Origin of the sequence: Phaeobacter porticola (genome assembly GCF_001888185.1) — a bacterium.
GTDB classification, from domain to species: Bacteria; Pseudomonadota; Alphaproteobacteria; order Rhodobacterales; family Rhodobacteraceae; genus Phaeobacter; species Phaeobacter porticola.
Genome location: NZ_CP016364.1, coordinates 2977908 through 2990106 on the forward strand (window position 1 = coordinate 2977908; position 12199 = coordinate 2990106).

The 12199-nt window shown below is 56.8% G+C and carries 14 protein-coding genes; 5 read left to right on the forward strand and 9 right to left on the reverse strand.

Annotation, left to right across the window (positions count from 1 at the left end; genetic code table 11):
* Positions 1-5 precede the first annotated feature (5 nt).
* The 5 genes from ybeY to miaB form a co-directional block, all read right to left on the reverse strand.
* The gene (gene ybeY, locus PhaeoP97_RS14200) at positions 6-536 is read right to left on the reverse strand and encodes an rRNA maturation RNase YbeY (RefSeq protein ID WP_072505615.1); all 531 of its coding nucleotides are present in this window, start codon (positions 534-536) and stop codon (positions 6-8) included.
* A gap of 96 nt (positions 537-632) precedes the next feature.
* Positions 633-1640: a PhoH family protein gene (locus tag PhaeoP97_RS14205; RefSeq protein WP_072505616.1), complete on the reverse strand. Its 1008-nt coding sequence runs from the start codon at positions 1638-1640 to the stop codon at positions 633-635.
* Between the two features lie 149 nt (positions 1641-1789).
* Positions 1790-2086, reverse strand: a complete 297-nt coding sequence (locus tag PhaeoP97_RS14210; protein WP_096740459.1) for a hypothetical protein — start codon at positions 2084-2086, stop codon at positions 1790-1792.
* A gap of 11 nt (positions 2087-2097) precedes the next feature.
* Positions 2098-2664 carry an OmpA family protein gene (locus PhaeoP97_RS14215; protein ID WP_072506499.1) on the reverse strand — a complete coding sequence of 189 codons (567 nt, stop codon included), beginning with the start codon at positions 2662-2664 and terminating at the stop codon, positions 2098-2100.
* A gap of 222 nt (positions 2665-2886) precedes the next feature.
* Entirely contained in the window at positions 2887-4212 is a 1326-nt protein-coding gene (gene miaB / locus PhaeoP97_RS14220; RefSeq protein ID WP_072505617.1) for a tRNA (N6-isopentenyl adenosine(37)-C2)-methylthiotransferase MiaB, read from the reverse strand.
* Between the two features lie 140 nt (positions 4213-4352).
* Here miaB and PhaeoP97_RS14225 point away from each other — a divergent pair, with 140 nt between their 5' ends.
* Complete coding sequence (locus PhaeoP97_RS14225; RefSeq protein ID WP_072505618.1) at positions 4353-5222, forward strand: glycosyltransferase family 2 protein; 870 nt, start codon at positions 4353-4355, stop codon at positions 5220-5222.
* Positions 5223-5276: 54 nt separating this feature from the next.
* Here PhaeoP97_RS14225 and PhaeoP97_RS14230 read toward each other — a convergent pair whose 3' ends face one another.
* On the reverse strand, positions 5277-6074 hold the full coding sequence (locus tag PhaeoP97_RS14230; RefSeq protein ID WP_072505619.1) for a phytanoyl-CoA dioxygenase family protein: 798 nt from the start codon (positions 6072-6074) through the stop codon (positions 5277-5279).
* Positions 6075-6232: 158 nt separating this feature from the next.
* Here PhaeoP97_RS14230 and PhaeoP97_RS14235 point away from each other — a divergent pair, with 158 nt between their 5' ends.
* On the forward strand, positions 6233-7132 hold the full coding sequence (locus PhaeoP97_RS14235; RefSeq protein ID WP_072505620.1) for a LysR family transcriptional regulator: 900 nt from the start codon (positions 6233-6235) through the stop codon (positions 7130-7132).
* A gap of 66 nt (positions 7133-7198) precedes the next feature.
* On the opposite strand, the gene irrA is transcribed toward PhaeoP97_RS14235, so the two are convergent.
* Positions 7199-7615 carry an iron response transcriptional regulator IrrA gene (irrA, locus tag PhaeoP97_RS14240; RefSeq protein WP_072505621.1) on the reverse strand — a complete coding sequence of 139 codons (417 nt, stop codon included), beginning with the start codon at positions 7613-7615 and terminating at the stop codon, positions 7199-7201.
* A gap of 234 nt (positions 7616-7849) precedes the next feature.
* Here irrA and fabA point away from each other — a divergent pair, with 234 nt between their 5' ends.
* Genes fabA through PhaeoP97_RS14255 form a run of 3 tightly spaced genes read left to right on the forward strand, consistent with a single transcriptional unit; the run spans position 7850 to position 10431 of the window.
* The gene (gene fabA, locus PhaeoP97_RS14245) at positions 7850-8359 is read left to right on the forward strand and encodes a bifunctional 3-hydroxydecanoyl-ACP dehydratase/trans-2-decenoyl-ACP isomerase (protein ID WP_072505622.1); all 510 of its coding nucleotides are present in this window, start codon (positions 7850-7852) and stop codon (positions 8357-8359) included.
* A 44-nt stretch (positions 8360-8403) separates the two neighbouring features.
* Positions 8404-9633 carry a beta-ketoacyl-ACP synthase I gene (fabB, locus tag PhaeoP97_RS14250; RefSeq protein ID WP_072505623.1) on the forward strand — a complete coding sequence of 410 codons (1230 nt, stop codon included), beginning with the start codon at positions 8404-8406 and terminating at the stop codon, positions 9631-9633.
* Between the two features lie 6 nt (positions 9634-9639).
* The gene (locus tag PhaeoP97_RS14255) at positions 9640-10431 is read left to right on the forward strand and encodes an enoyl-ACP reductase FabI (protein WP_072505624.1); all 792 of its coding nucleotides are present in this window, start codon (positions 9640-9642) and stop codon (positions 10429-10431) included.
* Between the two features lie 63 nt (positions 10432-10494).
* Here the strand turns inward: PhaeoP97_RS14255 and PhaeoP97_RS14260 are convergent, their stop codons facing one another.
* Together PhaeoP97_RS14260 and PhaeoP97_RS14265 are read right to left on the reverse strand one after the other, a co-directional pair.
* Positions 10495-11577 carry an NAD(P)H-dependent flavin oxidoreductase gene (locus PhaeoP97_RS14260; protein ID WP_072505625.1) on the reverse strand — a complete coding sequence of 361 codons (1083 nt, stop codon included), beginning with the start codon at positions 11575-11577 and terminating at the stop codon, positions 10495-10497.
* A gap of 84 nt (positions 11578-11661) precedes the next feature.
* Positions 11662-12090 (reverse strand): FKBP-type peptidyl-prolyl cis-trans isomerase, encoded by a 429-nt coding sequence (locus PhaeoP97_RS14265; RefSeq protein ID WP_072505626.1) that lies wholly within the window; start codon positions 12088-12090, stop codon positions 11662-11664.
* Positions 12091-12199: the final 109 nt, after the last annotated feature.

Here is a 12199-nt window from a genome sequence, read left to right on the forward strand (position 1 = left end):
CGTTCCTATCCGATACGCCCCTGATTGGGGCTGTCATCCAATGTATATGGGTCATCAATGCCCAGTTTGCCAAGTATCTGCACCTCAAGACCCTCCATTAGAGTGGCGTCCCGGTCACGAATGTGATCGTAACCCAAAAGATGCAACACTCCGTGAACGATCAAATGACGCAAGTGATCCGCCAGAGGTTTGCCTGCGTCTTTGGCCTCACGCAGGCAAGTTTCATAGGCAATTGCGATATCACCAAGCGGAATTTCGCCGGTAAAATCAGCTTCTGGCGGTAAGGGCGTGCCCCCCGGAGTTTCAGCCGCCAGATCTTCCGCCGGCCAGCTGAGCACGTTGGTTGGCTTGGCCTTTTGACGAAACTCCGCATTTAACTCCAGGATCCGGGCATCACTGCAAGCCAACAACGACAGCTCGCAGTCTTCAGGATCAAGGTCAAAATGTAACAAAGCCACACCAATCACCTGCGTAGCATGGGCCTCAAGACCGGCATACAGCCAGCGACTATCTTCAATTGTGATATCGATCGTCATGGGTGATGTTCCAGCGGCGGACAGCAAAGATGGGCGGGAGATCCGCCCGACCCTGCCGGTGCAATAGCAATTCAGACCGCCGCCCAAAACGATTGATCAGGCCAGCGGCTCATCCGCCTCATAGGCCTCAATGATGGCGGCGACAAGCGGATGCCGAACCACATCCCGCGAAGTGAAATAGTTAAAGCTGATCTTCGGGATCGCGTTCAGCAGGCGCTCTGCGTCAGCCAGGCCCGAAGACACCCCGCGAGGCAAGTCGACTTGGCTGCGATCTCCGGTGATAACCATACGCGACCCTTCGCCCAAGCGTGTCAAAAACATCTTCATCTGCATAGTTGTCGCGTTCTGCGCCTCGTCCAGCACAACAAAAGCATTGGACAGGGTTCGCCCCCGCATAAAGGCAAGCGGTGCGATCTCTATCTGCTTTTCTTCCAGCAGTTTGGCCAATTGCTTACCAGGCAGGAAATCGTTCAGCGCATCATACAGCGGCTGCATATAGGGATCGACCTTGTCCTTCATATCGCCGGGCAAATAGCCAAGCTTCTCACCCGCTTCAACGGCAGGGCGGCTCAGGATAATCTTGTCGACATGACCGGTGATGAACATGCTGACACCCACGGCAACAGCAAGATACGTTTTTCCGGTACCCGCAGGGCCGATGCCAAATGCCAGCTCGTTCTCAAACAGGGATTGGACATAGGCCTTTTGCGCGTCCGTACGCGGTTCAACCAGTTTCTTGCGGGTCTTTATCTCAACCTTGCCGCCACGAAACATTTCGAGCTGGTTGCCAGAACTTGCAGCGTCTTCCTGCCCCATACGCAGTTCGCGATCAATATCGCCGGTCTCGACACTGCGACCGGTTTCCAACCTGTCGTAAAGCGCGGCCAACACCGCAGCGGCCTGATCGCGCGGGCCCCCTTCGCCAAGGATAGACAATTGATTACCTCGGCGCACGATCTGCACCCCCAGCTTCTGCTCAAGCAGGGACAGGTTACGGTCATATTCGCCGCATAAATCTATCAGCAGTCGGTTGTCAGGAAATTCGAGCAGCGCCTCATGTGCGGCGTCCTGCTCTTGCGATGGGGTCAAAGTGCCAATGGCCAATACCGGTCTCCTGTCTTTGACGTTGCCCTTTCAGTGTGCCTCTCTGGCCGCTCTGGTGCAAGCTGTGCGTCAGCAATTTCACGCGATTGAAACAAAATGGCCGCCCGGGACGGACGGCCAATAAAAGTCGCAAGACGTAATCGTCGCTATCAAATCGGATCTTCGACACTGGATCCGGATTTGAATGGGCCGACGGCCGTGTTCGGTGGCGCCACACCGGAGCAGACCGGGCGACCATCTGGAGCCAAACGTTGCGACAGGTAACCTTCAACTCCGTCGTCAATGATCCAATGATCACACCCCGTGGGATCAACCCAAATCCCGGCCTTGAGTTGGGATAGATCTTTGCTATCGAAACCCCGGTCCACGGTCTTGTCGACCTTTTCACCGCAGGCCGAAAGGCCGGCAGCGATGGATAGACAAAGCGCAGCTTTGATGAATGTCATGACTGTGCTCCTCAACGTAGGCAGATGATTTCAACACGACGGTTCTGCGCCATGTTAGCCGCGGAATCATTCGGCACCCGCGGGTCACGCTCGCCGTAGCCGCGCGCCTCAAGAATGCGGGCGCCAACCGATTGACCGACTTTGGCAACTGAATTGGCCCGACGCTGGGACAGACGCATGTTGTATTCATCGGACGCCCGACTGTCGGTATGACCTGTGATGATGAACGCCCGCGCATCAGCGGTTTGAAAAAACTCACGCAGGCGTTGCTGACCCGCAGCCCCGATCCGGTGTTTGTTGGTGGCAAAGAACTGATCGCTGGGCATAACACCGCAGATATCACCACGGCGACACACCGGTCTGCCATCCCGGGTGACATGAGGGGTCATGAAACCTTCGGCACCATCATCCATCACCCAGTGTTCACAGCCATCGGGATCGACCCAGATTGTTGGCACGTAGCTTTGCCCAACCACAACCTGTAGGTCGCCAACTCCGGCATCCTGCGCCATCAGTGTGCTCGCGCCCAGGCCGACGGTTGCAACGACGGCTGCACATAGCCCGCCGATCTGTTTCATCTTTGATCTCAACACACCCAGTTTCCCCTTCACCAGCCGTTCGCAGGTATCGATTACACAGCCGCTAGGGCCTGCATACTTATCCTTGCCGCGATATTCGCAGGTATAGGGCGCAAATTGCAATCATTTGCTTAAGGAAATCAGAAGTTTCACACGATCTCGGCTTGGCAGGTCGGCAGTTAGACCACAGGGGGAAAACCGGTTGCCACCCGCGATCTACTTTTATTCGATCAGGGTCGCGGCAAGCGAGTTGGAACCGGAGGACAGGATCCGCACACGGGCCAGATCACCAATCGCACGATCGCAATCCGCCACATGAACCGCATGCAGATAATCGGATTTCCCCATCATTTGACCGGGCTGACGACCGGGCTTTTCGAACAGGACACCGACCTCACGGCCAACCATACTGTCCTGAATCTCGCGCTGTTGCCGGGTCAGCAGGGCCTGGAGCCGTTGCAGCCTGTCGTCGGCTGCGGCCGGATCCACCTGCGCGCGCTCGGCAGCCGGCGTGCCGGGACGTGTCGAGTATTTGAACGAATAGGCGGTTCCGTATTTGACTTGTTCAACCAGATCCAGCGTCGCCTGAAAGTCCTCTTCGGTCTCTTCTGGGAAGCCCACAATAAAGTCACCCGAGATTAGAATATCCGGACGCGCCTCACGGATCCGTTCGATTAGGCGCAAGTAGCTTTCAGCAGTGTGAGCGCGATTCATCCGCTTCAGAATCTTGTTCGACCCCGCCTGCACCGGCAGATGCAGATAGGGCATCAACTTATTACAGGTCCCATGCGCCTCGATCAGGTCGTCCTGCATGTCGTTCGGATGACTGGTGGTAAAGCGAATCCGCTCTAGCCCGTCGACCTTGTCCAGCTCCCAGATCAGCTGCGCCAGCGTCCAGTCACTACCATCGACACCGGCACCGTGATAGGCATTGACGTTCTGCCCCAGAAGCGTGATTTCGCGCACACCGCGCTCTACCAAGTCCCGCGCTTCGGTCAGGATACGATCGACCGGGCGACTGACCTCAGCACCGCGGGTATACGGAACGACACAGAAGGCACAGAATTTGTCGCAGCCTTCCTGAACTGTCAGAAAAGCAGTCGGGCCGCGCTTGGCCTTGGCACGGCCTTTCAGCTTCTCGAACTTGTCCTCTTCGGGGAAATCCGTGTCGAGCACCTTTTCCCCTTTGCGCGCCTTTGTTTCCATCTCGGGCAAGCGATGGTAGCTTTGCGGACCGACCACCAGATCAACCAACGGCTGGCGGCGCATGATCTCCTGCCCTTCGGCCTGAGCCACACAGCCCGCAACACCGATCTTCAGATCTGGGTTGGCCTCTTTCAGCCCTTTGAAACGCCCCAGCTCAGAATACACCTTTTCGGCAGCTTTTTCTCGAATATGGCAGGTGTTGAGCAGAATCATATCGGCATCATCCGCCGATTTGGTTTCTACGTAGCCCTGTCCACCCAATGCCTCAGCCATCCGTTCACTGTCATAGACGTTCATCTGACAGCCATAGGTTTTGATAAACAGCTTCTTCGGGGCGCTCATGGGGACAACCTTTCACCGGAGGGTCGCAACAGCAGCGTGGCATAGCCGCAAACGCCTCTGCTTGCAATGGCGGGTGGATTATCCGACTTTAGCAACAATCGCCAGCCACGGAATCTGGCGGAGCAGAGCAGGCCCAAAAAATGATGCATTCATCGCTGGAAGAATTCCTCGGCAGTATCCGCAAGAGTCTACAAAAGGGGCCGGTCGCGTTGATTTTTGTCGAGGACAGGATCGAAATAGCCACCACCCTGCGGCATCACCTAGATCTGGGATTCACCGAGATCGTCGCCCTTATGCCGGATGCCTTTGATATCCCATATGATCTGGAAGAGCGCGTCCATCGGGTGCCCTATGATTGCAGCAAACGCACGGCAGTGTTTGCTGCAATCAACAAGGTGATCGAAGCTGCCACGCCGGGATGCTGGCTTTACTACTGCTACAACGCCGAATATCTATTCTATCCGTTCTGCGAAACGCGAAGTGTGGGTGAATTGCTACGGTTCCATGCGGAAGAACGCCGCGACGCGATGCTCAACTACGTGATTGATCTTTATGCCGCCGATCTGGAAACCACGCCAAACGGCGTTTCGCTAGAAACCGCTCATCTGGACAAATCGGGCTATTATGCACAGGCCCGCACTGATCCTAAGACCGGGCATCCGCTGGACCGTCAGTTGGATTTCTATGGTGGTGTGCGCTGGCGATATGAGGAGCACATCCCTGTGGCAAGCCGCAAGATAGACCGGATTTCGCTCTTTCGTGCCAGACCGGATCTGAGCTTGTCAGAAGACCATCGTTTCAACAGAGCCGAATACAACACCTACGCTTGCCCATGGCATCACAATCTGACCGCCGCGATATGCTCATTCCGCACCGCCAAAGCGTTGAAGCGCAATCCAGGTTCGTCGTTTGAGATCGATAGTTTCTGCTGGCATAATTCCACGTCGTTTGACTGGCATTCGCGCCAGCTTCTGGATTTGGGATTGATGGAACCCGGACAGTGGTTTTGATGCCCCGAGCAATAGGCGTGCTCAGGGCATTGGTACATCATTAACAGATTGCGCTCATCGCTGGTACAGCACCGGGAACCAATCCTCGCGCAATATCTGACCAGGAACCATCTCGTGCCCGTGGTAGGGTGGTGAGGTGGGCCCTGGACGTTCGATGTACCGTGCATCATCTCCGACCAGACGCAGAGAGAAAGCGCGGCGGCGCGTCTCACTGGTGTTGGCTCGCGCCCCATGTAGAGTCCGGTAGTGAAAGGCAACGGCGTCACCCGGTTGCATGTCCCACTCACGGATGGTCATCCCCTCAGCATCTGGATCAGGGACGGGCATATATTGCCCTTCATCAGCAAAGAAATTTTCTTCCGACACCCAACGGGTCGGCACCACCTCTTTTTCCCAGCGGTGAGAGCCGGCAACGCAGCGCAGAGAAGCATCCGTGACTGGATCCAATGGCGACCAGAAGCTAACGGTCTGCTTGCCTTCCGTAAAATAATAGGGGCCATCCTGATGCCAAGGTGTCGCCATAGAGGTCCCTGGCTCTTTCACCAACACATGGTCATGAAACATTTGAACGCGGCTGGATTGCATCAGATCTGCGGCGACCTCTGCCACTGGCGACTTCTTGATCGCCTGCTCAAACTGCGGAATCCGTGTCCAGTTACAATAATCATCAAAAAACCGACCAGTCTGCCCCGCCTTTTCATTGTTTGATGCATAAGGTCCGGGATGGGCCATATTTGCCTCGACCCCATCACGCAGGATCTCAACCTGGTCGGCAAAAAGCCCCCGGATCAGCACGACCCCGTCGCGTTGAAACTGGTCAATGTGATCTTGGGTAATAAGCGGATGAACCATGATGCGTTTCCTTTGTTCTGACGCTCATATTCCATGCGCGTCCGCATTCCAGATGTCCCGACCTGACCAGGTGCGGTCGGCGCGGGCAGCTGGGTCCGATCTTGCGTTTAAGACCATCACATGTTCAAATAATATCTCACAATCGAAGTCATAGCTTGATGTTATACCTCACTCTCCGGCACTACGAATATGTTTGTGCGATTGCACAACACGGCAGTCTGTCTGCGGCGGCCGCTACAGCCCACGTCAGCCAGCCTGCGCTTTCGACAGCACTCGCCCGAATCGAGGCGCAGCTGGGCGAGACGCTGTTCCTGCGGCGACGTGGTGCCGCGGTGGTGTTAACACCTCAGGGACGCCGTTTTGCAGACGAGGCGCAGGCGCTGCTGGACCAGGCCGCCCGACTAGAGCGACACGGCGTCGATCATGTCGCCCGGCAACGGCTGACCTTGGGCTGCTTCAGCGATTTGGCCCCGTTCCTATTGGCACCGGCTTTGCAAAATCTTCGCAGGGCGCTGCCGGACATCGCTATCCAGTACCGGGTGGATCACTTTGAGCCGCTGATTGCCGACATGACTGCGGGCAATATAGATATCGCACTCAGTTACGATCTCGGCGTAGACGCAAGTTTTGCCCGACGAGAGGTCGCGCGCCGGTCGCCCGTTGCCTTGATGCCAGTGACACACCCGCTTGCAGGCCGTGATCAGCTGGCATTGTCAGACCTATCGGATCAGTCACTGATCCTGTCTGAGGAGGGGCTGTCAGTGCGCCATATGCTTGGGCTGTTCAAAGCCATCGGTGCCCTGCCTCGAGTGGCCCATCGTGCGGCCTCGGTCGAGCTGTTGCGCAGTTTGGCCGCCAATGGTGAAGGTGTTGGCATCACCTACAGTGCGCCGCCCGTGGCAATGTCCTACGATGGCAAACCCTTAGCTGCTATTCCGATTAGCGATATCGGTGCGAAAGAGCCGCTGGTCCTAATCAGCCACAGTGCCCCAGCAATGGACACCGTACACAAAAATGCACAAGATGCGATCGCCGAAGCGATCACCGCCTTAATCTAGCACCATAGCCATCATAAGATGGTCTGTACCTGGAAAGGCCTCGTACAAAATCAGATCTTGTATAGATCAAATTTTGCGCAGACGGATCACCACATCAACCGAAGCAATCTCAACCCCTTTGGGTGCCGCTGGTAGGCGCTGGATCACCAGTTGATCAGATGGCGCATCAGACAGGCGACCCTCGTCTTCCCAATAGAAATGGGGGTGGTCGTGGGTATTGGTGTCAAAATAGCTCTTGGATCCATCGACGGTGATTTCTTGCAACACGCCCGCTTCGCAAAAGGCCCGCAGCGTATTATAGACCGTCGCCAAAGAGACCGCGGCCCCTTTGTCCTTGGCCGCATCGAACAGGCTTTCGGCGGTGACATGACGGTGTCGACCATCGCCCACCAACAGCTCTGCCAACGCCACCCGTTGACGGGTCGGACGCAATCCGGCCGAAACCAGCCAGTCAGTAGCGATGTCTGCGGGTGTTGGCGTCATAAAGCAGGTCCTGCATAGCGTTGCTGGATGCATATATAGGCAGATATAGGCGCAGCATTCAATTCAATTTACGGGCCATCCAAGGCGGAGCAAAGCCTGTCACAGTTGAAAACCAGAAGGCAACAGCCCGGACAACACCTTAGCCGCTATGCCCGCAACCCTTGCAGGACAGTTGAAACGGGTGCTACAGGGGGCCAGATATGCGATGATAACATAGGCAGGAGAAGCGCCAGCATGGCCGATTACCCCAGCAGCTTTGACAAAGACGATTTGCTGAAATGCGCCAGAGGCGAGCTGTTCGGCCCCGGCAATGCACAGCTGCCTGCCCCACCTATGCTGATGATGGACCGGATTACCGACGTCTCAGCCGATGGTGGTGCCCATGGTAAAGGTCATATCGTCGCAGAATTCGATATCACACCAGATTTGTGGTTCTTTGACTGCCATTTCCCCGGCAACCCAATCATGCCCGGCTGTTTGGGTCTTGATGGCCTGTGGCAACTAACCGGCTTCAACCTGGGCTGGCGCGGCTGGCAAGGTCGCGGTTATGCACTCGGCGTCGGCGAGGTTAAATTGACCGGCATGGTCCGCCCTGATCGCAAGATGCTGACCTACAAGATCGATTTCACCAAAGCGATCCAGACGCGGCGCCTGACGATGGGTGTTGCGGATGGTATCGTCGAAGCGGATGGTGAAGTCATCTACCAGGTCAAGGACATGAAGGTGGCCCTCTCCGAGAGTTGATCCGCAGCTCCCCTGGCCCCTGAACTAGCATAGGAGTACGCAGTATGCGTCGCGTCGTCGTCACCGGTCTGGGCATTGTCTCGTCCATCGGAAACAATGCCGAAGAGGTTCTCGCCTCTCTCAAAACAGGTAAATCCGGCATTGAAGCCAGCCCTGAAATGACAGAGTATGGTTTTCGTAGCCAAGTTGCAGGCACCCTGAAGCTGAATGTGGCTGATCATGTCGACAAGCGCACCCTGCGCTTTATGGGCGCAGGGGCCGCCTATGCTCATATCGCGATGAGCCAGGCGATTGCCGACGCAGGTCTGTCCGATGAACAGATTGTCAACGAACGCACCGGTCTGATCGCGGGCTCTGGCGGCCCGTCGACATCGGCCATGCTAACCGCACATCAGACCGTCCTGAAGACCGGCGCAACCAAGCGCATCGGCCCCTTCGCCGTACCAAAGTGTATGTCCTCGACGATCTCTGCGAATCTTGCGACCGCATTCAAAATCAAGGGTATCAACTATTCGATCACCTCGGCCTGCTCCACTTCGCTGCACTGCATCGGCAATGCTGCTGAACAGATCATGATGGGCAAACAAGATGTGATGTTTGCAGGCGGCGGCGAGGAGCTGGACTGGACGCTGTCCTGTCTGTTTGATGCAATGGGCGCAATGTCCTCAAAATACAACGACACCCCCGAGAAAGCCTCTCGCGCGTTTGACGCGGACAGAGATGGTTTTGTGATCTCTGGAGGTGGCGGCATTGTGGTCCTGGAAGATCTGGATCATGCACTGGCGCGTGGTGCCAAGATTTACGCCGAGGTCACCGGCTTTGCCGCGACATCCGATGGCCACGACATGGTGGCCCCCTCAGGTGAGGGCGGCGAGCGCGCGATGCGTCTTGCTCTGCAATCCCTGCCCGAAGGCCGCAAGGTTGATTACATCAATGCCCATGGCACATCGACCCCGGTCGGCGACGTCGGTGAAGTCGAAGCAGCCCGCCGTGTCTTTGGTGCCGGTAACGTGCCACCGATCTCCTCGACAAAGTCGATGACCGGTCACGCACAGGGGGCCGCCGGCGCACTAGAAGCGATTTTCTGCCTTTTAATGCTGGACCAAGATTTCATCACCCCGTCAATCAACGTCGACACTCTGGCCGAAGGCATCGCGCCGGAAGAGGTCGCAACCCAGCTGGTGGAAAACGCCGGACTGGACAGTGTCATGACCAACAGCTTTGGCTTTGGCGGCACCAACGGCTCAATGGTTTTGAGCAAATACAAAGGATAACGGCTCATGTCAGAAGTATTGACGGGCAAACGTGGCCTGATCATGGGGGTCGCGAACGACCGCTCGATCGCATGGGGCATCGCCAAGGCTATGGCCGAAGCGGGGGCCGAACTGGCATTCACCTATCAGGGGGAGGCCTTTGGCAAACGATTGGAACCACTCGCACAAAGCGTCCACAGTGATTTCATGGTTGATGTTGATGTGACCAACGACGCATCGCTCGACGCAGCTTTCGAACAGTTGTCCGCACGCTGGGGCAGCATTGATTTTGTGGTCCACGCCATCGCCTATTCGGACAAGACCGAGTTAACCGGCCGGTTCCTTGATACCAGTCGCGAGAACTTCAAGAACTCGATGGACATCTCGGCCTACTCCTTTGTTGAGGTGGCCAGACGAGCTTATCCTATGATGAAGGAAAACGGTGGTACCTTGCTGACGTTGACCTATCAGGGATCCAACCGTGTCGTGCCGAACTACAACGTGATGGGCGTGGCCAAGGCTGCCTTGGAAAGCGCCACGCGCTATCTGGCAAATGACCTCGGCCCAGAGGGCATCCGCGTCAATGCGATCTCTCCCGGCCCGATGAAAACCTTGGCCGGTGCTGCCATTGGTGGCGCGCGCAAGACGTTCAAACACACAGATCAGAATGCCCCGATGCGTTCGAATGCAACACTGGAGGCTGTTGGCGGCACTGCTGTCTACCTGGCTTCGGACGCAGGAGCCTGCACAACCGGTGAAATCATCCGCGTTGATGGCGGCTTTCACGTGTTGGGCATGCCACAGCAGGATAATCTCTGACCCGCATCTCGCAGAACAGGCGGAAACAAAATGGGCACCCCGGTGGTGCCCTTTTTCATCAATTTAACGTGTCGTGGCGGATTCCGCCGCATCAAGCTCGGCAAACAACACATCCATCAGTTCGGCCGCCGGAAGGGCGCGAGCCCTCGCAGCCCCCTGCCCGGCCCACTGCGCGCCATAGCCCCAATCGCCTACAGATTTCGCGGCCGCGTTCAGCGCTTTGCCCGCGTCATAGGTGATAGGATATTCTGGGATATCCGCATCGGTGTTGGCCTGAGCCCACGCGGTGAACTTATTGGTCAGACAGCGCGCGGGCCTACCTGAAATCGCTGCTATCATTTCAGTCGTTGGTGCATCCGCTAACAGCGCCGCGCGATAGCCCGCGTCCGCACTGCTTTCTGGGCACGCGATAAAAGCGGTCCCCAGTTGGGCAGCCGTCGCGCCCGCTGCCAATGCTTGGGCGATATCCGCGCCCGTCATTATCCCCCCTGCTGCAATAAGCGGCAGGTCCGTGCATTCCACCAACTGGCGGATCAGTGGAATGGTGTTGAGCCGTGTATCAGGGCTGGCAGGGTCAAAGATCCCCCGATGTCCGCCTGCCTCCCAGCCTTGGGCAACGATCGCGTCAATCCCGGCAGCGACGAGCTGACCTGCTTCTTCCACCGACGTGGCCGTTGCAAAAAGCAGGCAGCCAACTTCCTGCAATTGCTCAATCACGTTCGTCTCTGGCAAACCAAAGTGAAAGCTGACCACCGCAGGTCGTTCTTTCACCAATAGGGCCTGCATATCGGTATCGACCACAAAACTTGTATAGATCTCGCGCAATTCCTGCGGAGGCACGCTGTTGTAACAATGAAAAATCGGCGAGAGCCGTTCCAGCCAAGCCGCCTCGACCACATCATCTGAGATCGCAGGCCTGTGGCAGAAGGCATTGATGTTTATAGGACGATCTGTGATCGCGCGGGTCTGGTGCAACATCTCAGCCGCCTGTTCGACGCTCGCAGCACCGATGCCAAGCGCGCCCAACCCACCGGCATTGCTGACCGCCGCCGCCATCTGCGGTGTGCTGACCCCCGCCATGGGGGATTGCAAAATCGGGGCCCTAAGCCCCAAACGCTCCACCAATGTCGCTGACCTTGATGCCATTTCATATGCTCCCGCCGTTTCTCAACCTACGGCAGAAGACCCGGTTTGGACAGGCGACGCAAGAGCACGTCGCCTGTGAACCAATCAGTTGATTGAGACCAGTTCGATATCAAAAATCAGATCTTTGCCCGCCAGCGGATGGTTGGCGTCCAGTGTAACGGTCGCCTCGGTCACCTCAACAACGGTCACCGGCAGAACTTCTCCGGTTGGGGCCTGCATCTGCAGCTGGGTGCCCACGGTCAGCGGGATGTCATCAGGGATACCTTCACGCGGAATGGTCTGGCGGGCTTCGTCATGGCTAGGGCCATACGCCTGGTCAGCAGCAATGTTCAGCGTCTTTTTCTCGCCAACCGACATACCCACGAGACCGGTGTCCATGCCGTCGATGACCTGGCCGGAACCAACTGTGAACTCAAGCGGCTCGCGCCCTTCGGAACTGTCAAAGACGCTGCCGTCTGTCAGCGTACCTGTATAATGGATACGCACGGTATCGCCGCTTTTTACCTCGGTCATGGGACCTCCAGTTGGGTAGAAGTTACAAAGCCGCGCACATTATAGAACACAATGGTGATGTAAACCCGATGGGGGCACACAGCGACATGCGGCCTGTATTCCAGCATGA